Consider the following 25,672-nt stretch of genomic DNA (forward strand, 5'->3'; position numbering starts at 1 on the left):
GGGTAAGCCTGATTCTGGTTTTACTCTGGTTAATGTATACATGGGCGGTGTGCGGATCATGAGTATTCAGCTTGAAAATGTTACTGTGAGCTACAGACATCGACCGGCTATTCATCATATCAATATTGATTTTAATATGAATGAGATGTGGGCTATATTTGGTCCAAACGGAGCGGGTAAATCAACTTTGCTTAAAGCCATCATGCATCTTGTTCGCCCTGATAGCGGCCAAATTAGCTGGGGAAAATTGCAGCGCTCCGATATTGCCTATCTGCCTCAGCAGTCGGATATTGATCGTAGCCAGCCGATGAGTGTATTTGAACTGGTAGCAATGGGTTTATGGTATGAAACCGGTTTTTTTGCCAGTATATCTAAAACCATGTATCAGCGAATTTTTAATGTACTTAATCAGGTAGGGATGTTGCAATATAAAGACCGCAGTATTGCTCAGCTTTCCAACGGCCAATTTCAACGTGTATTGCTGGCGCGTATGCTGATTCAGAATGCAAGTGTATTATTACTGGATGAACCATTTAATGCTGTCGATGCGTCAACCACATTTGCTTTACTGGATATACTCAAGACATATCAGCAGCAACAAAAATGTACTGTTATTACCGTTTTGCACGATTATGAACAAGTACAAGCCTATTTTCCCAATACCCTATTAATTGCCCGTGAAAAAATTGCAGCAGGTAAAACAGATAAAGTAATAACAGAAAATAATCTGCAAAAGGCAGCAGTAGCTATGCAGCAATATGAACAAAACCAGTGGTGTGATAGGTAAAACTGATGAATATTGTCCATTTACTTACAGAACCTTTTGCTGATTACGATTTTATGCGTTATGCACTCTGCTCTATTGTATTTCTTGCTTTGGGGACGGCACCGGTAGGGGTTTTTCTGATGATGCGCCGCATGAGTCTGGTTGGTGATGCTTTAGGTCATGCAATTTTACCGGGTGCTGCCGCTGGTTATATGATTGCCGGTCTCAGTCTGCCCGCAATGAGTTTAGGCGGCTTTATTGCCGGTTTACTGATGGCTTTACTGGCCGGTCTGGCCAGTCGCTTTGCCGATGTACGTGAAGATGCCAGCTTTGCAGCTTTTTTTCTTACCTGTCTGGCTTTAGGCGTGGTATTGGTCAGTCGTGGTGGTAATAGCGTCGATTTACTGAATTTATTATTCGGCTCAATTTTATCGGTTGATCGCGCAGCCTTAACTTTGGTTGCGGTAGTCAGCAGTATAACCATGCTGATACTGGCTGTTATTTACCGGCCGCTGATGCTGGAAAGTATCGATCCGCTGTTTCTGCGTGCCGTAAACGGAAAAGGTACACTCTGGCATATTATCTTTTTAATACTTGTCGTTTTGAATCTGGTAGCTGGTTTTCAAGCCTTAGGTACTTTGATGTCTGTAGGCTTGATGATGTTACCGGCTATCAGCGCAAGGTTATGGCATAAAACAATGGGCGGTATGATGACGATTGCTGCCGGTATTGCCATAGTTTGCGGATTTATCGGATTACTGCTTTCTTACTATATAGATCTGCCTTCAGGTCCGGCAATTATTTTGTGTTGTGGTTTTGTTTATATTCTGTCTTTATTTATTGGTTGTGAAAATGGTATTTTATGGCGGTTATATAAACGTCACCGTCATCATATTGCCTGAAAAATTTTCAGTAAACTCATTTTAGGATATTAGTTGATGAAACGTGGTCTGTTTATCTGTCTGTTAACTTTAATTCTGACTGGTTTTGCCAGCATAATTCATGCTGCACCATTACCGGTAATCACAAGCTTTAGTATTCTGGGAGATGTTACACGGCAAATCGGCGGTGAACGAGTACAAGTACGAAGCCTGATTGGTACTGATCAGGATGCGCATATGTATCAGTTAGTAAGTAAAGATTTACGTGACATGCGTACTGCTAAACTGATTTTGCTTAATGGACTTGGGCTTGAACCTCTTGCTTTGCAACGTGCCGCTCAGCAAAGCCGAGTACCGTTGTTTACTGTTACTCAGAACATTAAACCGTTAATGCTGGCTGATGATGGTCACGGACATTATCAGCATACCGATCCGCATGTCTGGAATGACCCTGTTCTCATGCAAATATATGCACGCAACATTGCTAATGCTTTGATTAGTGTGGATCCGCAAGGTAAAGCCTATTATCAGCAGCGTCTGACTGCTTATCAGCAACAACTTGCCGGATTGAATAACTGGGCAAGCAAAATGTTTAATGCAGTGCCTGCAGAAAAACGAAAAGTGTTAACCGGACATGATGCTTTCGGTTATATGGCAAAACGTTACAGGATTGAATTTATTGCCCCACAAGGTATGAGCACCGAAGCAGAGCCTTCTGCCCGTCAAGTTGCTGCTATTATCAGCCAGATCCGGCGCGATCATATTAAAGCTATATTTATGGAAAACATAAAAAATCCGAAGATGGTTCAGCGTATTGCCAGCGAGACTCAAACCAAAATATCCGGTCGTCTCTATTCTGACGCACTGAGTAAAGGTGCTCCGGCAGCTACATACATTGATATGTTCCGTTATAATGTAAATGCTTTATGCAGTGCGATGAAATAAATTTACAGATAAGCATATAGTCAGTGCTGGCTATATGCTGTTTTTAATTTTGTAAAGCCTGCCGCCAATTGTGTATATCTGTCTGACGGTTTTGCTCAAAATTTTCCAGCATTTCCAGTTCAAAACTGGAAAAACCGGCTTGTTCCCGTGCTTCCAGATTAACATAGCCGCGAAAAATAAATAAATCATAACGACTGAGTAAGCGACGAAATAATGTCAGTGGCTCAAGTCCGCGCTGTTTACATAAATACTGATACCAGTAATTTCCAACACGTACATGCCCTACTTCTTCACGATAGATAATATCCAGTACAGCACAAGTTTCATTATCCCCTTTTTGAGCAATTTTCTTACGCATTCCCGGTGTTACATCCAGCCCCCGTGCTTCCAGTACTCTGGGTACTAAAGCCATGCGCAGTAATGGATCAAATGCAGTTTTATAAGCCATATCCCATAAATGATTATGAGCAGAAAAATCTCCATAATCATATCCGATTGCTTGCAAACGCTGACGCATAAGCTGAAAGTGTTTTGCTTCTTCAGCAGCAATCCGTACCCAGTCACGAGTGAACTCTTCCGGTAACAATCTGAATCGGTAGGCTGCGTCTAAAGCCAGATTGATTGCATTAAATTCAATATGACAAACGGCATGCAACAAAGCTGCATAACCTTCTATAGTAGTTAATTTTCTGTTTGTAACTCTGGACGGAGGCACTAACTCAGGTCTCGGCGGATGTCCGGCCAGACGAAAATCTTTTATTTCATCTGTCTCACCCCTTCTCAGACTATTCGCAGGTGTATCTAAGCACAGTTGTTGTGCAGTTAAACTTAGCGTACATTTTTCCTCAGGCTGGCAACTCAATAAAGCAGATTCGAGTAATAAGACAATAGACATATATAGAAGTTACGTTATGGAAAAATTATGATTGAGTATACATGCTCGGCCGCTGCTAAATAAACCGCAATTTAATATGATTTAACATTTTAATGGTTTTAATCAGCTATTATGAATTACAATATCAATTTATTAATATATAAAAGGATTAAAAATGTATTATTCACGCACAACAAAAGCTGTTCTTTTAACTTTGACTTTAGCAGTTTCAATTCCTGCGCTAGCTGATCATAATTGGCAAACCTGTAAAGAAAAACAGCAACAGATTGAAAAACAATTGCAATATGCACAGGCTAACCATAATCAAAAGCAAATTAACCGGCTGAATGCACAAAAAGCAGACATCATTCAAAATTGCTCAAATGATGATTTACGACAAAAATACACTCAGAAAATTAATAAATTAAACAACAAAATCAGTGAAACACAGCGTAAACTGGCCAAGGCTCAGGCTAATGGAGATACAGAAAAAATTGCTGAATTACAAAATAAATTAAACGAAAATACTTCAAAGCTTCAACAGGCTAAACAGAATTTAGCCCGTTTTGAGCAGGCAGCTAAATATTAAATCCACCAATATTGCTAATGAAAGAGCTTTTCACTTAAGTCTTTTTCATCAGCACATTTATTTCCAGAAATTTCTTGGAAATTTTATTTAAACTTGAAAAAATCTATATATTATTATTGATAGTACTTTGATCAGATATTTTTAAACTCCTTGTTGTTAAAGATTATTGTTAGCTATTTATCATGACACAATAATTCGGTGATTATTCAAACAGAGATTAATAGCTTAATTTAGTTTCATCTTTGTTCAGGAAGAGCTAAAATATTAGTCAGTAGTTCATCAAAGGAGTAATTAATGCGAATTTTGAGTAAAGCAATACTAACCGGCTTTATGACTGTTAATTTAACTCTGGCCTATGCCGGAGGTCTTGATACTCTGCAAAAATTTAATTCCGATACAGATGGTATTTCCGGTCAGTTTAGTCAGACTGTTCACAGTAAAAAGCGTACTCAAACTACTTCAGGAACATTTTCCATTCAGCGCCCGGGACTTTTCCGCTGGGAATATACACAGCCATATAAGCAAACTATTGTTGGTGATGGTAAAACTGTCTGGTTATATGATCAGGACCTGGCTCAGGTAACCAAACGCTCTCAAAATCAGACCATTGGCGACTCTCCGGCAGCTATTCTTTCGAATAAATCAGCTTTAAATGCCAATTATACCTTATCAGATGATGGCAACAGTAATGGCATTGATTATGTTCGGGCCATTCCCAAACGAAACGATACCGGCTATCAGAATATTCGTATTGGCTTTCGTGGTGACAATCTGGCCAATATGCAGCTGAAAGACAGTTTTGGTAATCAGACTACGATTACTTTCAGTCAACTTAATACTCATCCGCAGTTTAATCGCAATCAGTTCAAATTTACACCGCCTAAAGGTGTAGATGTATTAAGCCAGTAAAATAGATTAATAGCACAACAGGCAGCTTATACCTGCCTGTTTTATATTGCTTATTAACTTGATGTCAGCAACGATATACGTATGAGCGTCCGTTATGAACACCCCGGCACCAGCGCGGACGGAACATCATCCAGTCCATATCATCATCCCATCTGCGCTGCATTGCCCAGTTCTGCGCCTGCTGCAATTTAATTTTGTTAATATAATTATTCCATGCCAGCTTGTAACAACTCTGAAAAATAGGCAAATTAACTCTTTGCCGGTATTCTTCTGCTAATTTGGCATTGGCAGGATCAGATAAAAATGTCGGGTTTTGCATTTGTTGCTGCATTAATTCAGCAGTCCGGGTATCACACTGTGCAGCCAGATCCAGTTGCAGTTTTTGCTGTGCAGCCTTTTCTGCCGCTGCACGCTCGGCCTGACGGGCAGCTTTTTGCTCAGGTGTAGCACAAGCAGCCAATGCTAAAACGACTATGCTTAAATAGCAAATTTTCCGCCAATACATACAGATTCCTTTTATCCGATTACTTTCAGAGTTTTATAATTATACACCAGGACATTATGGCATTTAATTGTTATAGCCGTGATGTTTGGTTTATCGGTTTTCGTTGCCAGTATGGTTTATAAGCCTGTAATGGCTGCCAGCTCAAATTTCGTTCTGATAACGTTGACTGTATTCCTCCCATCCGGTCTGTTCGTAAAAGATTAATATTTTCTTGTGCCAGCAACGCTTGCACCTGAATATGCGGATGACCGTAAGGATTTGCAAAGCCTGCACTGGCCACGGCAAATTGAGGGGCAACTGTCCGGATAAAAGCTGCATCACTTGAATAACGGCTGCCATGATGACCTAAAACTAAAATCTGGCTAAACAATTTATCCCCGTAAGCTTTTAGCAAGGCCTGCTCGCCTTTTTTTCCTAAATCGCCGGTTATCAACACGGCTTTATCAGCACTGACTACTCTTAAAACACAGCTATAATCATTTTTTCCTTTTTTATTAGTTGCTACTGGCTGATTAAGAAATTCAAACCAGACATTGTCCCACTGCCAGTTAGCTCCAGCTGTACAAGGATGGACAGGAAACTGATATGCGTTGATTTGTCCGGTGATGATTTTTTTAGGTTGCAGCTGCTTTTTAATCAGTACAGCACCGCCATCATGATCAGCATCATTATGTGAGAGTACTAGCGTATCAAGTTGCCTGATACCGGCTGCGCGTAAATTAGGTAATAACACCGATTGCGCAGCGTATGCTGTACCCGTATCAAATAATAATTCATGCCCAGCCGTACTAATACTTACAGCCAGACCTTGCCCGACGTCCCATACTCTAACTAATGCTTCACCCTGAGCAGGACGTGGCGGCCGGTAGCTGAGCATTAACAATAAGATAAGCAGGCATAGCGGACGCAGATACCAGCCTCGAGGCAGTAATAAAATTAAAACAGAAAGCATCGCCAGTAACCACAGAGCTAATGGCGCATGTGCTGGATAATATTCTGGCGCATATTCAGCTATTGTGTTCAGTATCTGCATAGTTTTTTCGGTAAGATATGCAGCAAAAGTACGCAAGAAATCTAACGGAACAATCATTGATAATAATGCTATTGGTACCAGAACCAGTGTGAACCACGGAATAGCCAGAGCATTTACCAATGGCTACATCACAGGTACCGAACCAAAACAGAAAGCTACCAATACAACTGAAGCAAGTCCGGCAGCCCACTGTGCCTGCACTAACTGAAACAATTTAATTGTATGATTTACACCTTCTCCTGCCCACATCAGAACAGCAACTAACAAAAAAGAAAGCCAGAAACCAACACTAAGAACGGCCAGAGGGTCAAACAGCAATACAAGTGCTATCGTCAGCCACCAAATTTGAAATGCTCGCAAATACCCCCGCCGCCACGTCAGCGCCAGAATGATAATCATCAGCATACTTCGCTGGGTCGGCACGGCAAATCCGGCCAGAGCACTGTATACAATCGCAGTAATTACCGCTGCACCGCGTGTCAGTATCCATGGTTGTGAAATCTGAAAAGGGAGATATTGTAAGCATTTGCTGCATAGCCACGCGGCCAGCATGGCTAACATCCCTACATGTAAGCCAGAAATGCTGACCAGATGATTTAAACCCAAAGGACGGAATACCTGCCATGCCTCAGCCGGTAATGCAGACTGTTCGCCAACCGTAAGTGCTTTTATTAATGCTACGCCCTGCGGATATATCTGAGATTGTGCTTCCCATCGGCCACCGCACCAAACTCGCCAGCTTGTGAGCTTTTCCTTCCAGCCGGACACAGCCGGAAGTGCTTTGCGCTGACCTTTTACCACTGTAGCCTGAGCGCTGATATGATTAGACAGTGCCCATGCTTCACGATTGAAACCAACCTTATTAGCTTCACCGATTATGGCACGCACTTTTGCTTTTATTTGCCATCGGCTGCCAGCCGTCCATTGTTGTTTTGAATAATCAGTCAGTAGCCATTGCTGTTGCCGGCCATCAGGTAATTTAACTTGTGCCACAAAACGACTGCGTTGCTGTTCATATTGCGGGATATCGCTTACTGTAAGCGTAATATTTTGCACACTTGCTTTATCAGTAAGTGGCCATTGATTTTGTAATAAATTATCCGTGCGCCATAATGCAAATATTATTCCGGCGCATAAAGCACAACCAAACAAAAAAACCTGCCAGCGCGTAAAAAATGCGAAGACTAACAAAATAAAAAAAGCATATATCCACGGTAAAATCGCTGGTGATGGCAGCAGATAAGAACCGCATACACCCACTACCCACCACGGTAACCATCCACTGACTACGAGAGTTTTTGACATACAAGCTGCTGTTAATTTCAGATAAATATTTATTTGTAATTATCATAACCACATTATACTGAATTAAATTAAAAATGTTATTGTAATTTTTTGGCCGTAAAGCTTTTAATACTAGATTTATAGAAATCTGAGATGATAATAACAGAACAGATAATCATGCATAAAATTAAATCAGGCAGATGAAAAATTTAATACTCAATTAACGGGTTTTATTCAGTCCTATTAAAATTGTTAAATCCGGATAAAATGAAATTCCAATATGTTATTTTGAAAATATACAGTTATTTTGCCGATCTGAATTATCAGTATCTGTACTGTTGAATTAAATTTAATTAATCTCAGTAATGCCGCTGTGAAAACAAACAAATATGGGTATAATATAAAGTTTGATAATTTTAAGCCAGCTTTAATTAAAAGGACTTAATCACACTATGGCAAAACAGCCTGCCGAGGGCGGAAAACTGAAAAAATCATTAAAGAAATACATGCTCACTGGCGTGCTGGTATGGTTACCTATTATTGTAACAATCTGGGTAATCAGTTATATCATTGGCATGGCAGATCAGCTTGTCAATATTCTGCCTGCTCACTGGCAGCCTCAGGCAATATTGGGATTCAAGATTCATGGTTTAGGCTTACTGTTTGCTATTATTGTCGTATTTTTCACTGGTTTACTGGCAGCAAATATGCTCGGACGCAAAATATTCGCTGCCTGGGATGCGTTGTGGGGACGCATTCCTGTCGTAAAAAGTATTTATTCCGGAGTTAAAAAAGTTTCTGAATCTCTATTGTCTGATTCCCGGCAGTCGTTTAAAACCCCCGTACTGGTACCCTTTCCTCAGCCAGATATCTGGACTATCGGATTCGTATCAGGTCACATACCGGATAAACTAGCATCCGCCTTGCCACACCACCCTGAAGAAACTTCGTCAGATAATTATATTTCAGTATATGTGCCCACTACCCCTAATCCGACAGGTGGTTACTATATTATGGTTAACAGTAAAGATGTCCGCGAAATTGATATGAGCGTGGATGATGCACTGAAATATGTTATTTCACTGGGTATGGTGCAGCCGGATGAACCACCGCACAACCAGTCATTACAGGCTATTTTCTCTTTACACAAACCAGCCAAACCGCATTAATGCATGATTGGCCGGAAATGATAATCCTGAATGACACAATTAACCGTAATCATAGTAACAAAGGCATCAAAATGCGAACCAACTATTGTGGCTTAATTAATGAGCAATATCTCGACCAGACTGTTACCGTAAAAGGCTGGGTACATCGCCGCCGCGATCATGGCGGTGTAATATTTATTGACCTGCGCGACCGGGAAGGTATCGTACAGGTAGTGATTGACCCGGATACACCTGAAGCTTTTACTCTGGCTGACTCTGCCCGTAACGAATATGTACTGAGTATTACCGGTCGTGTTCGTGCACGTCCTGAAGGTACCAAAAACGATAAAATGATTTCCGGCGGTATTGAACTATTAGCCAAAGAAATTGACATACTCAATACTGCTGCCACCCCGCCATTTTTAATTGATGACGAAAGCATCAGTGAAAATGTACGTCTGACTAACCGCGTAATCGATTTGCGCCGCCCGGTAATGCAAAATAATCTGCGACTACGCTATCGTGTTGCTATGGCTGTTCGCCGCTATCTGGATAGTCAGGGATTTATAGACATCGAAACACCGATGTTAACCCGCTCTACTCCGGAAGGTGCACGGGACTATCTGGTACCCAGCCGTGTATTTCCAGGTGAATTCTTTGCGTTACCGCAGTCTCCGCAGCTATTCAAACAGCTATTGATGGTGGCAGGATTTGACCGTTATTACCAGATTGTAAAATGTTTCCGTGATGAAGACCTGCGTGCTGATCGTCAGCCAGAATTTACTCAGATAGATCTTGAAACTTCGTTTTTAAGTGAAAACGAAATCATGGATATCACTGAAAACATGGTTAAGCTAGTTTTTCAGGAAGCTCTGGCTGTAGACCTACCTGTTTTCCCGCGCATGAGCTGGCATGAGGCTATGTTCTTGTATGGTTCGGATAAACCGGATTTGCGTGTAAATCTGCAATTTACCGAATTAACCGATTTGATGAAAACGGAAGAGTTTAAAGTATTTCGTGCGGCCGCTGATATGAAAAACGGCCGTGTTGTTGCCTTACGTGTCCCTAATGGCGCTAACTTAAGCCGCAAAGAAATAGATACCTATACAGAATTTGTTGGTATCTATGGTGCAAAAGGTCTGGCGTATATCAAAGTAAATGACGTTAGCAAAGTAAACAATACAGAAGATAGCGGTTTGCAATCTCCGATTGTGAAATTCCTTTCTGATCGTGCTTTGAAGACTATTATTGAGAAAACTGGCGCACAAAATGGCGATATCATTTTCTTCGGTGCTGATAAAGCCAAAGTGGTTAACGAAGCTATTGGCGCGCTGCGCGTTAAAATTGGTCACGAGCATGGTGCTGCTAACGGCTATTTTGCTGACGAATGGCGTCCATTATGGGTAGTTGATTTCCCGATGTTCGAATATGATGAAGAAGAACATCGCTGGTCTGCTATGCATCATCCTTTTACTGCACCTAAGGCCGGTCATGAGGATTTACTGGTATCTGCACCGGATCAGTGTATTGCCCGTGCTTATGATATGGTGCTAAATGGCTGGGAAATCGGTGGTGGCTCTATTCGTATTCATCGTGCAGATATTCAAGAGAAAGTATTTGCTGCGCTGAAAATCACTCCGGAAGAGCAACAGAATAAATTCGGTTTTCTGCTGAACAACCTGAAATTCGGTGCTCCTCCGCATGGAGGTCTGGCGTTTGGTCTGGACCGACTGGTAACCCTGATGGCTGGTGCTGACTCAATTCGTGATGTTATCGCATTCCCGAAAACTCAGCGTTCGCAGGATTTACTGGTAGATGCACCAAATCATGTCGACGAAAAACAATTGCGTGAGCTTGGACTGCGTTTACGTCAAAAAGTTCAGAATGAAGAGAAAAATTAATTTGTTCTTTTGATAAAAAAACTGCCTGATAAATTTTATCAGGCAGTTTTTTATCCTTTAGGCAAAGTGCTATTTATAAATTAAATTTAATCAGCGTCTCTTTAGCCAGACACCAGATTCAATATGTGGTGTGAAAGGAAACTGATCAAACATAGCGGCCTGTTTAACGCTATGAGTAGCTAATAATGTTTGCAGATTTTCGTGCAAAGTGACCGGATTACAGGATACATAAATAATGTTATCAAATTTCTGTAACAACCTAAGAGTGTCATAATCAATACCGGCTCTCGGAGGGTCTACAAAAACCGTACTGAACTGATAATCAGCCAGATTAATCTGCTCGCTTGTTAATCGCCGGAAAGTTCGGATGCCTGTAAATGCTTCTGTAAATTCTTCTGCCGAAAGTCGGGCTAATGCAATATTATTGATATGATTATTATCAATATTCCAATGCGCTGCCTGTACAGAAGTTTTTGATACTTCTGTAGCCAGAACTTTGTGAAATTGGCGGGACAGCGGCAAAGTAAAATTACCATTGCCACAATAAAGCTCCAGTAGATCTCCGCCATTGATCAATTGAGCAACATCAACAGCCCAACCCAGCATCGACTGACAAACTTCTGCATTCGGCTGAGTAAAACCACCTTCAAACTGTTTATACTCAAAGATTTCATTATGAACTTTTAAGCGTTCAATAACATAATCGCGTTCCAGAACTACCTTTTGCCCACGGCTGCGTCCCAAGATCTGAATGTTCAGTTCGGTGGCCAGCGATTTAGCCAACTGAGCCCAGACATCATCCAGTTTTTTATGATAAATCAGAGTAATCAGCGTATCGCCAGCCAGTGTTGTTAAAAATTCAACTTGAAATAAGCGTGTTTTTAACTCTTCTCTGGCCTGTATTTTGCTCAGTAAAACAGGCATCAATGAGTTAATATTTTCATGAGCTATGGCAAAATCACGTATTTTACATACATTACTGGAACTGGCTTTTTCTCCCGGGGTAAACATAGCATAACTACAGCTATTTCCTTCATGCCAGATACGAAATTCCGCACGCATCCGGTAATGAGAAGGCGGAGAAGTGAAAATCTGTATTGGCGGAAAAGCACAGTCTGCAAATAGTTGCTCCAGATAGTGCTGTTTATCAGATAATTGTTGCTGGTAAGTAATGCCGGTCATATAGTTATCAGCCAAAGCAAAAAGGGTTTATTATATCAAACCCCGTTCTGTTCCCGTACATCGCGCAGAATTTGCCGGCCATAATCATCTGCAGCAATCATATCCGCAATTCTTTTTGCAGTATCTTCAGCACTTTGCAACTGATTTTTATCCTTTAAGCCAATAAAATTTTGTACCAGGGGAAATTTATCAGCATCGGCAGAACGGATATTTTGCTGCATATTGGTATCAACAACGCCGGGAGCAATACTGGCAATACGTACATGTGGATGTTGTTCAGCCGCTACTACTGCTGCATGCTGATCCAGTGCCGCCTTAGTAGCTCCATATACGCTCCAGCCTGCTACCGGATGCCGTCCGGCACCACTACTGATATGCGCAATGCGAATTTCAGCTTTCGGAGCAGCGGCAATCACCGCATTAGTTAATAGTAATGGTGCAGTAATATTTACAGTTACCGCTTTAATAATTGCATCACAATCCTGCTGGCCTATTATTGAATTCGGTTCTACCATACCAGCGTTGTTTATCAGAATAATTTCATTTTTATTTTCAAGACCACTTTGCCAGCTGGCTGACCGGATTAATGTCGCCATAGCATCAGCATCAGAAAAATCAATTGAATATTCCAGTAATTTTTCCGGCGGATTATCCCAGCCATGCCGTGATAGACCGACAACTTTAACTTCTTTGGTCAGGTAATATTCTGTGAGAGCCCGCCCCAAACCCCGACTATGACCAGTAATAATTACACAACATTGCATATTAAATTCCCTTTTCAAAAACTATCTGAATTTCTAGCCAGATAGTAATCATACACTTTACTTATGCAGTAAAAAAATCAGATTTTAATTTGTTTAAATATAAACTTGATTTACGGAGAGATTGACTTTATTAAGTTAAGTATTATCATGCGATGTAAATTTTATGCCTGTTATTTAAAGGAAACTTTTATGTCGTTAAGCATTATTCGTCATGATTGGTCACTACCAGAGGTTATCAAATTATTTCAACTGCCATTTAATGATCTGATATTTAAAGCACAAACAATACACCGACAATTTTTTGATGCCAATAAAGTGCAAGTATCAACTTTACTATCCATAAAAACCGGTGCTTGTCCGGAAGACTGTAAATATTGTCCGCAATCAGTTCATTATGATACCGGTCTGGAAAAAGAAAAATTACTTGAAGTTCAAAAAGTAATTGAAAAAGCCAAGGCTGCAAAAGCAATCGGTTCAACACGTTTCTGTATGGGTGCTGCCTGGAAGCATCCCACTGCCAGAGATATGCCGTATGTTCTGGAGATGGTAAAAGGTGTTAAAGCACTGGGCATGGAAACCTGTATGACTCTGGGCAAATTGTCACAGGATCAGGCTCATGCGTTATCTGAGGCCGGATTAGATTTCTATAATCATAATTTAGATACTTCACCCGAATTTTACGGAAACATCATTACTACCCGTACCTACGCGGAACGTTTGCAAACATTGGCTTATGTCCGAGAAGCAGGCATTAAAATTTGCTCAGGCGGAATTCTTGGAATGGGTGAATCTTTAAAAGACAGAGCCAGTTTATTAATTCAACTGGCTAATTTAGATGAACATCCGGAAAGTGTTCCCATCAACAATCTGGTCAAGGTTAAAGGCACACCTTTAGCGAATGAACAGGATATTGAACCGTTTGATTTCATCAGAATGCTTGCAGTGGCCCGTATTATGATGCCTAAATCACATGTGCGATTATCCGCAGGGCGAGAACAAATGAATGAGCAAATGCAGGCACTGGCTTTTTTAGCAGGAGCAAACTCTATATTTTATGGAGATAAATTGCTTACCACATCTAATCCTCAAGTTGAAAAAGATAATGCTTTATTTATTAAATTGGGTATCAATCCCGAACAATGTGAAGATTATAGTGATGAGATACACCGGGCGGCTATTGTTCAGGCAATTTCCGAGCAAACACAAAATAATATGTCTGGTAATATTAACGAAGCTTAGTAACTCAGTGTTGTTTAAGCTCGTTTGTACAGTTGAGTGAATTGATAAATCTATACTGCAAGATATAAAATTCCTTGAATTAACCTTTAGTGTGCATACAAACAAAAAGCAAGAGTTGCTGTCAAAACTTGCATTTCTTGAAAACCTGAAGAGCGGTAGCCTAATCTGCCCTACTGGTGAGCGGAAATTGATGGTCACAATACTAAGGTTCTTTCAGGTGGTACAGCGAATGTATTAAGTATAGTGATTCAGATAGAACTGACTAAAACTTTTTTGCTTACATGCGTTTTATGTTACTAGGTGAAATTTTCACAGCCTGTGATATAGAACGGCAGATGCTAGCCTTGGACTTTATTATTCCTACAGGTTTTTATCAGATAATTATCGTAACGCATGAGAAGACACGACTTAAGCTATTGCTAATACCCTGATTACATTGTAACTATTAAACTAAGGTAATAAGCTTCGGTTTTTATTTCCTAATTAATACGATAAAATCAAATTTTAATTAATTTTCCCAAGAACAAGTGAGAATGACTAACAAAAACAAAACTAAAGACAACACAATATTAGCTATGAGAGCTCAACGGACTCTTAAAGACTTAGGTGTAAATCTACTTATCCCGCAAGACTCTAAACAATGGAAGTCGTTTATCTGTAATCTTCGGGTTAATCTTCTGGGTTTATCTGCTGAAGAATTCTGGGAGATTTTAGGATTATCCAGAAGTTCTGGTGTCAAATATGAAAGTTCAGATAGATCTTACAGCAGACAACCTAATCGGAAACTTATGCTTCTTATAGCGGAATCCTTTAATCTGAGCTGGGAGCCACTCAACCAAGTATTTGATAATCCTATTGATTCAAAATATTCCACAAAAATGTTAGAAATGCTGAAAAAAAATAATGTCAGCATGCAGGAACTTGAGATTCTTTTAAGATGTCTGAGTGATTTACGGAAATTGCATTATAAAATGGAAAATAAAAATTAACCTGTATTATGATTTCTGCATAAATAAGGATGGAGTAAGTCATAACCATGAGTTACGCGAACTTGGATAAACTCGGGTAGTTTTAAAATCACTTTTTCTGTGTCAGTTTTAATTTTAGTATCCTTTGTTGGTTTCTGATTATTTAGTTCTTGGTGATTAGTATCTGATTCCTCTGCATTATCAGAGGTTTCAGGTTGTTTTACTGTATTAGTCTCCTCTACGCCATCAATCTGTTCAACATATTCAGTCAGACCTTACATTTTTTAGGTGATCTTGCCATTAAATTCCCCAGCAGGCTGCCGAAGCAGCCTGTTAAATTAGTTTAGAGTAGTTACTTTAAATGCCTGATCATCATGACGATATACAACTTGTCTCTCGTAAAAATGCTGTGCTTTACCATTTAGCATAACCATCTCTTCAACCGCATCAAAATTAGCCCAAGAGTATTTAAGTCGTGCAATAGCATACCGTGAATCAATCCCTACTAAAGTACCAGGCGGAACAACACCTTCATTAAGAATAAATATTTGAGGTTCAAAAATATTCTTATTGATAGGTTTAGTTGCGTAAGCCATTTGTTCTAAACTTATATTAGGACAACCTTTACGCTCGATAATTCTGAAGTAATCATCTTCATTACACAGAACATAATCTACCTGATAGATTCCCCTATCATTCCATAACCACTTCATATAAGCTTTATGGGTTAACACACCATTACCAGCTTCGCTATCATATTTATTGATAGGAACAACAGGTAATGGTTTGATATCCATATCTCTATCACCATTAATCAAAGAATTTAGCTGTTGGCGCACTAAATTAGAAGCTAGTGACTTACGAAGACTTCTTAGGTGAATTGTTATAGCATTAATGGAGCATGCTTTTAAAGCCTCATCTGAGGCTTTTAAGCCATAAGAAAAAGTTGGAATTGTGTGTGATTTCCGAGAAATCGTTAATCGCCCTACATAAGAGATTGCTGACTGACCAATAGCAGAAGCTTGTCGTTTATCTGCATTTGACAAATCAAAAATTGGTATTGCAAAAGTGTCACTTGAAATAGATTCGTCTATTGCAATCAACTTTTCAAACATACTAAACGTATCAGTACGGTCTTCGGCAGGATTTTCTTCTACTATTGACAAAATCGCAGCAGGTGCTAAAATTGCACAAGCTGTTTTTGCGTCCTGAGTTATTGATGCTTGAAATGTTCCGTCTAAAACATCTCCAAGTGCCATACCTCGAAAACCTCTTCCCTTTGCATCAATAGGGATATTTAAGGATGCCATAACTTGTGAAAAAACGCTGCCATTAGCATAATTTTTATCAGCTTTCTGACCATACTCTTGCTGTAAATATGCAGGGACAGAAAGATTACTGTCTGCTGCTAACTTATAAAGATCTATTGAAATAGGTATTTGAGAAGGTCTACCACCTGATTCAATAAATGATGCTTTACCTATTAATCCGACCATAAGTTCCTTTCGTTGTTAATTAAATACAAATTCCGATTACGGGCATCTGAAGCGATAACTCGCCATTTACCTTTTTTCATCATTCTCCTTATATAATGATTTAATAAAAATTATTTACATTAACAATGCATGGTGCAGTTTGAGCACAATAAGTTTAGAGCCGTTTTTAGTAGTATTTTGAACCGCTAAATTGCAGCTAAAAATTGCTTCACACCTGAAAAACACCTTACTTGTAAATACAGGTTGATTATATCATTTATTTACATAATTTTGAATCAATTTTTGAATAATTTTGAACAAGTTGATTTTAAATGAAATTAGCCAAAAATCAAAATTCGAATTTGAACCTAAGGTGGTACTTTAATACTAATTTTATAGAATTTATATATATTGTATTTTCAATTATTTACAAATTATACCTTTGCTTATGAGCACGCTGTTAACAACGCCTCCGCTGGCACCTAAAACCATAGCTATTCTTAAACAACTTAATATACATTGCTTAGAAGATTTACATCTTCGCGGAGCGTTAACGGCGTTTTTACAATTTAAAAGCATCAGTACAGGCTGTACAGACAGTCTTTTATGGCAATTTATTGCTCTAGTAGAAGATCGCTCAGTTCAATCGTTTACATCTGAAGAAAAAGATTACTGGCGCCAGCAGCTTAAACTGCATCCGCCAGTAGCTGTCTTTCCGTCTGAAAAAGTTATGCAGCAATGGATGCATCAGGCTCTGGATGCAGCGCATCAGGCTTCTATACTGAATGAAGTGCCGGTTGGTGCTGTTGTTGTCTGTGAAAACACTCTGGTTGGTTATGGCTACAATCGCTGTATCGCTGATTGCAATATTAGCCATCATGCAGAAATTCAGGCATTAACGGCAGCAAGTAAAGCATTGGGAAATTACCGTCTGGAAAATTGTGATGTTTATATTACTCTGGAACCGTGCGCTATGTGTGCAAGCGCATTAATACAGGCACGAATAAGAAGGGTAATTTATGGAGCTAGTGAAACAAAAACCGGGGCAGCCGGCAGTGTGATTAATTTATTTACTAATCAGCAGTTAAATAAACACACTGCAATCATTGGTGGTGTTCTGGCTAATGAATCCACCCAATTATTACAGGATTTTTTCCGGCGCAAGCGCAGCCCGGTATAAACCAATGCTGCTGCAATCAGAAATTACAGTAGATCGTAGCCAAATTTACCAATCATAATACACAGAAGAATAATAAAACCTTTACGCAATAATTTGCTGCCGCCACGCATTGCTAATCTGGCACCGATGATCCCTCCGCTCAGATTGGCAATAGCCAGTGGAATTGCCCAATGCCATACGACATACTGATGTGGAATAAAAAATATCAGTGCGGCAAAATTTGTTGTGAGATTAATAACTTTAGAAGATGCTGTTGCGGTAATAAAGTCAAAGGCAAAAAAGCGAACAAATATAAAAGCCAGTAAGCTGCCTGTACCGGGACCGAATATACCATCATATAAACCGATTAAGGCGCCCATTAACAGTCCGATAATATACTCACGTCGGGTCAGCCGGCTTTGGCGCTGAACCTGTCCCAGATCCTTTTTCAAAAAGGTATAAATCGCCATAATGATTAAAATAACCAGAATGGACGGTTTCATCCACGCTGTGGGCAGATATTCCACAACATGAGCACCCATATATGAAAAAGCAAATGCAAGTACGGCAGCAGGTAACAGCATTGCCCATGGTACTGGTATACGTCTGGTATATTGCACAGCTGCTACTAAAGTACCACAAGCAGAAGCAAATTTATTTACCCCTAGAACAACCGGTGTGATGGTTTTCTGTGGCAATGCGCCAAACAGCCCAGGAATCTGTAACAATCCGCCACCACCGACAGCTGCATCCATTAAACCGGCACTGAATCCGATAATTAATAACCACCAGATATGAGAATCACTTAACCATTCCACGATATTTCCTACTAGCGCATGGCACGTGTGGTAATACGCTTCATTAATTCCTGCTGATTACGGGGTAATCCGTCTTCACAGAAAGTCTGATACAGCACCGAACGCACTTTATCCAGTTGATTTAGGCTGGTACCGATTACTTTCCATTGACTATTGCGCGGCTGTATCCAGCGTTTATTAACATCGTCACCATATCCAAACACTTTCATGCGCCGTGTCGGGCAATGAATAGCTTCAGCAGTTAGGTTATTAATCCCCTGATCTGATTGCTGGTTCAGAATATAATGGATAGTACGGTCTGTATTGATTTGAATACTGTTCAGCATTAATTTTGGCCGACCCTGATAAGTCTGGCTGATATAAATATCTGCCCATTGCTCATTACCGACCGGATACGCAGGCATAGGTACAGCCTGCTCTACCCAAGGCTGATTTTCATCAGGGCCAATATAATGCTCGTTATATAAAGTTTCCTTACGTGCCAGTGCACAAGCACAAACACCAAGAAGCAATACAGTCAATACGGTTTTGGTAACTTTCATACCTTGCTCCGAAACTGGATATACAATCCGGCTCTATTCTGAAATACTGTTAATCATTTATCATAAAACAAAAAGCTGTCTGTAATCTTATGAGAACAGACAGCCGGATTCTGCCATCAAAGTTTTAATGCGGCCAGAACCTGAGTTTTTACTGCTTCTACTGGTTGGGTTCCGTCTACACGGATATAGTCCGGTGCGTTGGCATCATTCTGTTTACCATAGAAATCAATCAGTACTTCTGTTTGCTCGTGATAAACCTGTAAACGTTTTTTGATGGTTTCTTCCTGATCATCATCACGCTGAATCAGTGGTTCACCAGTTTCATCATCAATATTGTTGACTCTAGGTGGATTGTAAACAAGATGATAAGTTCTGCCTGAAGCAAGATGGACACGGCGACCGGACAGACGTTCAATAATGACATCATCGGGTACGGCAATCTCTACTACCGCATCCAAATGCACACCCGCTTTTTCCATTGCTTCAGCCTGAGCCAGCGTACGCGGGAAACCATCAAATAAGAAACCATTAGCACAATCCGGCTGGGCAATACGCTCTTTTACCAGACCTATAATAATATCGTCACGAACCAGCCCGCCCGCATCCATAATTTTTTTGGCTTCAATGCCCAAAGGTGTGCCGGCTTTTACTGCTGCACGCAGCATGTCTCCGGTAGAAATCTGCGGTATGTTAAACGCAGCAGTAATAAACTGTGCCTGTGTGCCTTTTCCGGCACCCGGTGCACCTAATAATAAAACTTTCATTTCAACTCCTGAATATATCTGTGATTTGATTTAATATTATTACTAATATTTATTTTTTTACTTCTGTCCAGTTCGTGCGTACACGCTCCAGATCGGCAGCTGTATCCACACCCGCAGCCGGAGCATGGGGTGTAATTTGTACCGCAATATTGTAACCATGCCACAGTACGCGCAGCTGCTCAAGTGATTCAGCCTGTTCTAATGGTGATGGAGTCAAATCTGCATATTGCTGCAAAAACTGTACCCGATAACCATAAATGCCTATATGACGATATACCGGAATATCTGCCGGCATGACCTCAGCGCCGCTGCGCATTAATTCACGCGGCCATGGAATAGCCGCACGGCTAAAGTACAAGGCATTATTTTTGTTGTTTAATACAACTTTAACACAATTGGCATCTGTAAAATCTGTGTAATCAGTTAATAGATGTGCTGCTGTGGCCATTGGTGCTGAACTTTGCTGTAATTGTTCAGCTACAGCATTAATCAGCTCAGGTTCAATCAAAGGTTCATCACCCTGAACATTTACAACACAGTCTTTTCCAGCGAGATTCAGAATGTCGGCTGCTTCAGCCAGACGTGTTGTCCCGCTTTCATGCTCCGGAGCTGTTAAAACAGCTTCAATTCCATGAACCTGACACGCAGTCTGAATATCAGCATGATCTGTTGCCACAACTACTCTTCTGGCTTTGCTGGCAAGTGCACGCTCAGCTACCCTCACTACCATCGGTTTACCATGTATATCAGCTAAAGCCTTATTGGGTAAACGACTGGAGGATAGTCGTGCCGGAATCAGAACAACAAAATTACTCATGTGTCGCCGTACATTCTTCATCAGTTAAATTACGAGCTTCATTTACCAGCATATAGGGAATACCATCTTTTACCGGATAAGCCAACCGTGATGCTTTACACCACAGTTCCTGCTGCTGTGCATGCCATTGCAGTTTTCCTTTACACTCGGGGCATACCAGTATATCCAGATATTTTTGATTCATTTTTAATCCTTAGTTTCGCAAAAGTGGCAAGCGAAGTTTATGGTTGTTGATTTAGCAGGTTTCTTGAATGCAGTAATACCAGTTAATAATTTATAAATATCGTCTTTGAATGACTTTACCATATATTAAAATGGCAATATAGAGGCTGCTTAATACAGAACCTGAAATCGTAGTCAGTTTGTATCGTCTTCCAACGATATACTGACAATTTATTGAAATTTTACCAGCAGCCGGAGTCTATGGCATCTTTTTCATTGCAGAAAAGTATTTATTTTATTTAGTACGGTCTAAGCCTAATTTTAACTGGATCAATTCAGCTAAATCCGGGCAGATTTGTGCTGAAAGTGGTAAGACCCAAATATTATATTGCAAAGGTTTTTTCAATTTGACTGCATCTTTTTCTGTAATAAATATTATTTCTGCATCAGGCCAATCTTCGGGTTGAATAGTTGCGTGATCATTCAGCGCAATGGTTTCTTTCAGATGAATACCCAGTATCTGTAATGCCTGAAAAAAACGTTGCGGTTGTCCGATACCTGCAATTGCCGCGCATTTTTTTTCTGAAAATTCATGGGCTTTTGCAGTCTGTTGCGGCTGATTTAAACAATAGAAATCGCCATAGTTCAATTGACTAAAACCACACCATTGTGTTTTTATTAAATTTAGTTGCTGTGCCTGCCGAACAGAATTCGCATCACCCTGACTGAATACTACCGCATCTGCTCCCTGTAAGCGCTCAACCGGTTCGCGTAATGGGCCATTAGGCAATATATCCAGTTTTTTTCCGATATCTGCGGCCGGAAATACTATAACTTCCATATCCCGGCAAAGTGCATAATGTTGTAAACCATCATCACTTAATAAAAGCTGCAAATCCGGATATGCATTTAACAATGCTCTGCCGGCAGCTTCACGAGTAGAAGCAACTGCAACCGGTGCCTGAGTTTGCTGATACAGCATTAATGGCTCATCTCCGGCTTCTGCCGCGGTAGATTGGGCATTCAGAATAACCGTTTCTTTACTTAAACGCCCATAGCCGCGGCTGATGATACCTACCCTTATCTGCCGTTGCTGTAAGGTCTGTACCAGCGCAGCGACTAAAGGTGTTTTACCAACACCGCCAACATGAATGTTGCCGATTACCACTACCGGACAAGGCAGTTTTTTAGTCGGCAAAATGCCCGATTTGTACAGCCAGCGCCGTAACAAAGCAATACTTTGAAATAATCGTGCAAGCGGCCACAGTAACAATACCAGCGCTATACGCGGATGCTGCCAGTGCTTTTGTATTAAACCGGCTAACCAGCCCATAACTCTGCCTATTAATAACAAAGCTGCACTATACCATGCTGTATATGCAGAACTGAACTATGATAAAAAAACGCCGTATAATATCTACAGAATAAAACCGCTCTGAATATGGTATCCATTATGTCTGATTTCTTTGCTCCGGCTGCTTTAAGTGTATCTGAACTCAATGCTTATGCCCGTCAATTGCTTGAAGACAATCTGATTGATTTATGGGTTGGTGGTGAAGTTTCTAATCTTACCCGTGCAGCCAGCGGTCATTTCTATTTTTCTTTAAAAGATGCCCGTGCACAAGTCAGATGTGTACTGTTTAAAGGTGTGGCACAGCAGCTGAGCCAGCCCTTACAGGAAGGTGATCATATAGAAGTAGCCGGAAAAATCAGTATTTACGAAGCACGGGGTGAATTTCAGATTACCATTAATGCAGTGCGTTACAAAGGGTTAGGACAGTTATATGAAGCGTATGAGCGGCTGAAACAGCAGTTAACTGCCGAAGGTTTATTTTCAAAGGAACGCAAACGTCCGCTACCTGTTCATCCTAAAGTGGTCGGTGTAGTGACTAGTCTGGCCGCAGCAGCTTTACGCGATGTTGTGACAACCCTGCGCCGGCGCCATAGCGGTATCCGTGTGATTGTTTACCCGACAGCCGTACAGGGTGCAGGGAGTGAACGTCAGATTGCTGCTGCTATTACCAGTGCCAATCAGCAGGCACTGGCTGATGTACTGATAATTTGCCGTGGAGGCGGCAGCATTGAGGATTTGTGGTCTTATAATGAAGAAATCGTCGTACGAACGGTAGCCGACAGTACAATTCCCACTGTAAGTGGTGTTGGTCATGAAACTGACTTTACCCTGACCGATTTTGCCGCAGATGTTCGCGCCCCAACACCGACAGCAGCTGCCGAACTGGTTAGCCCTGATATGGCGCAATTAAGACATAGTGTTATTCAATGGCAAAAGCGTATACACCAATTACTGGAACAACGTTATTATGATGCTTCACAAAAACTGGACTGGCTTGCTCGTCAGTTAAAGCACCCGCAGCAAAACTGGCAGCAACAGCAGCAGCAACTAAGGGATTTAGCACGTCTGTTACAAATTGGCATGCAGCGTCAAATTAGGCAGCATCGGCAAAATCTAATACAGCAACAACGCAGTTTGGAAAACACACGACCGCAAACTATTCATGCACTACAGGCACTTGAATACCGGAAACAACAATTACATCAGATCTGGCAAAATATTTTTATGCGCGCACAACAACGGCTGCAGCAACAGACATCTGTGTTACAGGCAGTCTCTCCTCTACAGATTCTCGCCAGAGGTTATAGCGTGGTCACTAATCAGCGCGGGCAGGTAATCCGCGATGCCAACAAATTAAAAACTGGCCAGTATCTTAATATTCGCTTTGATTGCGGTGAACGTAGCGTACAGGTTGCTCCGCCGAAAATTCAGTCTGATTTATTTGATAATTAAGATATACTTTTCAACTGTATTTCTATTCTATTGCGTAAATTACTATCACTAAGAATTCGGGAATTAATTCTTTGTTGATTTAAAGTCAAAATTTCTTAATTTAAAAAAGTTATTTATTGAAATATTAGATAAAATTATTTAAATTAGTATATATGTTAAATAAATTTTTGACTGGTAATTAACTTAATAAGAATAGGAATTTAAATGTCACTGTTTGCTCGTTTATTTGGTAAAAAATCTAAAGATACTACGGTAGCTGAAAATACAAATAATAAACAATCAATAGGATTAAGTGTTGTATTTAAAGGCTCTCTTGATTTTGATAAAGATAAATTAATAGATAAATTAAAATATCTGGATTCTTCAATAACAAATGTCAAATACGAAACCCCTGTCGGAGAGCTTGAACAAGGCGTTTTTGCTTTAATAAGCTGGGGAAAACACGTAGTTAAACTAATCGGATTCAATGCACCTTTTCCTGCTGATGCATTGGAAACGTGTGTTGAGCCAGCACATTATAGTCAGGATGTCAAAAATCAAGTTCGTAAAAATGATAGTCATGTAATTTTGTACTATACAGGACATGATGAAGATGTATTAGAACAATATTTAGCTTTATCCCGTCTGGCGGCATGTTTTGAAGAATTTAACGCATTAGCAGTTATTAATGAAGACGCTCATTCCTCATTGCCTATAAAGGTTTTAAATGAGTTCCTTAGTGATGAAGACAGTGCAAAGAGTTTATGCGATTGTTTACCGTTATTTTTCTGCGGATTTGTTAAATATATTTTAGAAGACGTTAAAGGTGTCTGGATGCGCACTTACGGTGCTGATGTATTTGGATTGCCTGATTTTGCTGTATTAGCAAATAACCATAATGAAGGTTCTTACTATTTCGATATGTTTAGTGATATTTTATTGTATCTGCGTCAGAGCGGAGCAACTATGAATCCCGGGGATACAATGGAAATTGGCGACAATAAAATGTTGTCATTACGAGCTCCTCAGGAGGATGAATACTTCCTGAAAGATAAAGGTAATGTTTTGGTTGTAGAAATCAGTAAATAGTTAAATAAGCCTATACATCATTATTGAGCAGAAATTGTCTATTACTAAACAATAAAAATGACTTCTGATATTAAAAATTTGATATCGGAAGTCGTTTTACATTTGGGTAAATTAAAAAATAACTGTTTGTTCAATAAAATATGCAAACACAATCAATATTTATTTTAAATATCAAGATATCAGATAGTTACCTTACTGCTTCTGTTTATTTAATAACATAATGCTTATTGTGCACAGTAATATCAGCTACTCTGTGCTCAGACTGAAAAATATCATAAGCAGGCTTCAATTCGCTCCAGAAAGGCATATAAGCTGACTTTTGAAATTTTTGCATATTTGATGCTGTCATTCTGAATGGAAAAATATGAATGGGTATTCGCTTCTGTCCGCTGTTTATAGCCTGATTAACAACAGCGTAGATTTGTTCTATTCCCTTGTCAGTCATAGCATAGCAACCGATGGACACACAGTTTCCATGAATCATGATAAAGCTTCCTGTGTATCCATTGGCGCGGTCATAGGCATTCGGGTAGCCAATGTTAAAAGCAAGATGATAATTACTATTTGGTTTTAATAGATTTTTCTCAGTTGCGTAAAATCCTTCCGGACTTTTGCCATCACCTTCGGCCTTTTTAGGTCCCAGACCGCCTGAGTATGTACAGATATCCCATGTCCTGTATAGCTGATAATTGTTATTTTTATGCTTATACCATATTTCCAGTATTCCCTCCTGTTTGAATATTCGCAGATAAATTTTGTCACCGCTAACAGGAGGAGAGACTGTTACTGCCGTATTTTTTACATTTATAGTTTTAATTTTCTGATCAACAGGATAATTTCTAAAAAATAATGATACACCTGCAACTATGCCCGCGAATCCGATAACAATCATACAGATAGTCATTAATTTTCCAAATAGTGTCTTTACTGGATTTTTTTTATTAGCAAAAAAAGAATAAATAATAAAACCGATGCTTCCGATACATAACAATATGGGAAGTAATATCATTAATCGTTCGCTAAATAATACAGACATGATTTGTTTCCGTTAAGATCGAGTTACCCAGCAGTTA

Annotated in this window: 26 protein-coding genes; 12 read left to right on the top strand and 14 right to left on the bottom strand. The window is 40.0% G+C overall.

Translation table 11 applies throughout. The annotated features are described in order from the left end of the window. The first annotated feature begins 58 nt into the window (after positions 1-58). The 3 genes from GY065_RS05680 to GY065_RS05690 are packed head-to-tail and all read left to right on the top strand — an operon-like array spanning position 59 to position 2,592. Positions 59-787, top strand: a complete 729-nt coding sequence (locus GY065_RS05680) for a metal ABC transporter ATP-binding protein (protein ID WP_174833505.1) — start codon at positions 59-61, stop codon at positions 785-787. A gap of 5 nt (positions 788-792) precedes the next feature. Continuing rightward, positions 793-1,668 (top strand): metal ABC transporter permease, encoded by an 876-nt coding sequence (locus GY065_RS05685; protein ID WP_100116237.1) that lies wholly within the window; start codon positions 793-795, stop codon positions 1,666-1,668. A 36-nt stretch (positions 1,669-1,704) separates the two neighbouring features. Next, positions 1,705-2,592, top strand: a complete 888-nt coding sequence (locus GY065_RS05690; protein WP_174833399.1) for a metal ABC transporter substrate-binding protein — start codon at positions 1,705-1,707, stop codon at positions 2,590-2,592. Between the two features lie 43 nt (positions 2,593-2,635). Here the strand turns inward: GY065_RS05690 and GY065_RS05695 are convergent, their stop codons facing one another. Continuing rightward, complete coding sequence (locus tag GY065_RS05695; RefSeq protein ID WP_174833400.1) at positions 2,636-3,487, bottom strand: ferritin-like domain-containing protein; 852 nt, start codon at positions 3,485-3,487, stop codon at positions 2,636-2,638. Between the two features lie 154 nt (positions 3,488-3,641). On the opposite strand from GY065_RS05695, the gene GY065_RS05700 reads away from it, so the two are divergent. Next, positions 3,642-4,055, top strand: coding sequence for a DUF1090 domain-containing protein (locus GY065_RS05700; protein WP_174833401.1), 414 nt, complete (start codon positions 3,642-3,644; stop codon positions 4,053-4,055). 294 nt (positions 4,056-4,349) lie between these two features. Next, positions 4,350-4,964, top strand: a complete 615-nt coding sequence (lolA, locus tag GY065_RS05705) for an outer membrane lipoprotein chaperone LolA (RefSeq protein ID WP_174833402.1) — start codon at positions 4,350-4,352, stop codon at positions 4,962-4,964. 64 nt (positions 4,965-5,028) lie between these two features. Here lolA and GY065_RS05710 read toward each other — a convergent pair whose 3' ends face one another. The 3 genes from GY065_RS05710 to GY065_RS05720 form a co-directional block, all read right to left on the bottom strand. Then, positions 5,029-5,469 carry a hypothetical protein gene (locus GY065_RS05710; RefSeq protein ID WP_174833403.1) on the bottom strand — a complete coding sequence of 147 codons (441 nt, stop codon included), beginning with the start codon at positions 5,467-5,469 and terminating at the stop codon, positions 5,029-5,031. 70 nt (positions 5,470-5,539) lie between these two features. Continuing rightward, a complete protein-coding gene (locus GY065_RS05715; protein ID WP_174833404.1) occupies positions 5,540-6,622 on the bottom strand; it encodes a ComEC/Rec2 family competence protein in 1,083 nt (360 codons plus the stop codon). A gap of 3 nt (positions 6,623-6,625) precedes the next feature. Continuing rightward, on the bottom strand, positions 6,626-7,807 hold the full coding sequence (locus GY065_RS05720) for a ComEC/Rec2 family competence protein (RefSeq protein WP_174833405.1): 1,182 nt from the start codon (positions 7,805-7,807) through the stop codon (positions 6,626-6,628). Between the two features lie 431 nt (positions 7,808-8,238). Here GY065_RS05720 and GY065_RS05725 point away from each other — a divergent pair, with 431 nt between their 5' ends. Further along, on the top strand, positions 8,239-8,955 hold the full coding sequence (locus GY065_RS05725; protein WP_174833406.1) for a DUF502 domain-containing protein: 717 nt from the start codon (positions 8,239-8,241) through the stop codon (positions 8,953-8,955). A 71-nt stretch (positions 8,956-9,026) separates the two neighbouring features. Beyond that, positions 9,027-10,835 carry an aspartate--tRNA ligase gene (gene aspS, locus GY065_RS05730; protein ID WP_174833407.1) on the top strand — a complete coding sequence of 603 codons (1,809 nt, stop codon included), beginning with the start codon at positions 9,027-9,029 and terminating at the stop codon, positions 10,833-10,835. A 90-nt stretch (positions 10,836-10,925) separates the two neighbouring features. Here the strand turns inward: aspS and trmA are convergent, their stop codons facing one another. After that, positions 10,926-12,017 (bottom strand): tRNA (uridine(54)-C5)-methyltransferase TrmA, encoded by a 1,092-nt coding sequence (gene trmA, locus GY065_RS05735; protein ID WP_174833408.1) that lies wholly within the window; start codon positions 12,015-12,017, stop codon positions 10,926-10,928. A 35-nt stretch (positions 12,018-12,052) separates the two neighbouring features. Continuing rightward, positions 12,053-12,781, bottom strand: coding sequence for an SDR family NAD(P)-dependent oxidoreductase (locus GY065_RS05740; RefSeq protein WP_084563641.1), 729 nt, complete (start codon positions 12,779-12,781; stop codon positions 12,053-12,055). A gap of 189 nt (positions 12,782-12,970) precedes the next feature. On the opposite strand from GY065_RS05740, the gene bioB reads away from it, so the two are divergent. Both bioB and GY065_RS05750 read left to right on the top strand, forming a co-directional pair. Further along, complete coding sequence (bioB, locus tag GY065_RS05745) at positions 12,971-14,020, top strand: biotin synthase BioB (protein WP_174833409.1); 1,050 nt, start codon at positions 12,971-12,973, stop codon at positions 14,018-14,020. A 533-nt stretch (positions 14,021-14,553) separates the two neighbouring features. Then, complete coding sequence (locus GY065_RS05750; protein ID WP_174833410.1) at positions 14,554-15,009, top strand: hypothetical protein; 456 nt, start codon at positions 14,554-14,556, stop codon at positions 15,007-15,009. A gap of 317 nt (positions 15,010-15,326) precedes the next feature. Here GY065_RS05750 and GY065_RS05755 read toward each other — a convergent pair whose 3' ends face one another. Next, positions 15,327-16,484 (bottom strand): hypothetical protein, encoded by a 1,158-nt coding sequence (locus tag GY065_RS05755; RefSeq protein WP_174833411.1) that lies wholly within the window; start codon positions 16,482-16,484, stop codon positions 15,327-15,329. Positions 16,485-16,920: 436 nt separating this feature from the next. On the opposite strand from GY065_RS05755, the gene tadA reads away from it, so the two are divergent. Next, positions 16,921-17,643 carry a tRNA adenosine(34) deaminase TadA gene (gene tadA, locus GY065_RS05760; RefSeq protein ID WP_174833506.1) on the top strand — a complete coding sequence of 241 codons (723 nt, stop codon included), beginning with the start codon at positions 16,921-16,923 and terminating at the stop codon, positions 17,641-17,643. Between the two features lie 23 nt (positions 17,644-17,666). Here the strand turns inward: tadA and GY065_RS05765 are convergent, their stop codons facing one another. From GY065_RS05765 to lpxK, 6 genes are all read right to left on the bottom strand, one after another. After that, positions 17,667-18,443 (bottom strand): TSUP family transporter, encoded by a 777-nt coding sequence (locus tag GY065_RS05765; RefSeq protein ID WP_037476347.1) that lies wholly within the window; start codon positions 18,441-18,443, stop codon positions 17,667-17,669. A gap of 8 nt (positions 18,444-18,451) precedes the next feature. Continuing rightward, positions 18,452-18,982, bottom strand: a complete 531-nt coding sequence (locus GY065_RS05770; protein WP_174833412.1) for a CNP1-like family protein — start codon at positions 18,980-18,982, stop codon at positions 18,452-18,454. Between the two features lie 116 nt (positions 18,983-19,098). Next, positions 19,099-19,746 (bottom strand): adenylate kinase, encoded by a 648-nt coding sequence (gene adk, locus GY065_RS05775; protein WP_037394928.1) that lies wholly within the window; start codon positions 19,744-19,746, stop codon positions 19,099-19,101. 49 nt (positions 19,747-19,795) lie between these two features. Continuing rightward, complete coding sequence (kdsB, locus tag GY065_RS05780; protein ID WP_174833413.1) at positions 19,796-20,563, bottom strand: 3-deoxy-manno-octulosonate cytidylyltransferase; 768 nt, start codon at positions 20,561-20,563, stop codon at positions 19,796-19,798. Next, positions 20,556-20,747, bottom strand: coding sequence for a Trm112 family protein (locus tag GY065_RS05785; RefSeq protein WP_025330730.1), 192 nt, complete (start codon positions 20,745-20,747; stop codon positions 20,556-20,558). The genes kdsB and GY065_RS05785 overlap by 8 nt, the downstream gene beginning before the upstream one ends. Positions 20,748-21,020: 273 nt before the next feature. Then, positions 21,021-22,058, bottom strand: coding sequence for a tetraacyldisaccharide 4'-kinase (lpxK, locus tag GY065_RS05790; protein ID WP_174833414.1), 1,038 nt, complete (start codon positions 22,056-22,058; stop codon positions 21,021-21,023). Between the two features lie 120 nt (positions 22,059-22,178). Between lpxK and xseA the strand changes: the two genes are divergently transcribed. Both xseA and GY065_RS05800 read left to right on the top strand, forming a co-directional pair. Next, a complete protein-coding gene (gene xseA / locus GY065_RS05795; protein WP_037476335.1) occupies positions 22,179-23,531 on the top strand; it encodes an exodeoxyribonuclease VII large subunit in 1,353 nt (450 codons plus the stop codon). Between the two features lie 204 nt (positions 23,532-23,735). Continuing rightward, a complete protein-coding gene (locus GY065_RS05800; protein WP_174833415.1) occupies positions 23,736-24,599 on the top strand; it encodes a DUF4261 domain-containing protein in 864 nt (287 codons plus the stop codon). Positions 24,600-24,804: 205 nt separating this feature from the next. Here GY065_RS05800 and GY065_RS05805 read toward each other — a convergent pair whose 3' ends face one another. Beyond that, positions 24,805-25,635 (bottom strand): murein L,D-transpeptidase family protein, encoded by an 831-nt coding sequence (locus tag GY065_RS05805; protein ID WP_202984039.1) that lies wholly within the window; start codon positions 25,633-25,635, stop codon positions 24,805-24,807. Between the last annotated feature and the right edge of the window lie 37 nt (positions 25,636-25,672).

This window comes from Snodgrassella sp. ESL0323 (assembly GCF_013346865.1).
Classification (GTDB): domain Bacteria; phylum Pseudomonadota; class Gammaproteobacteria; order Burkholderiales; family Neisseriaceae; genus Snodgrassella; species Snodgrassella alvi.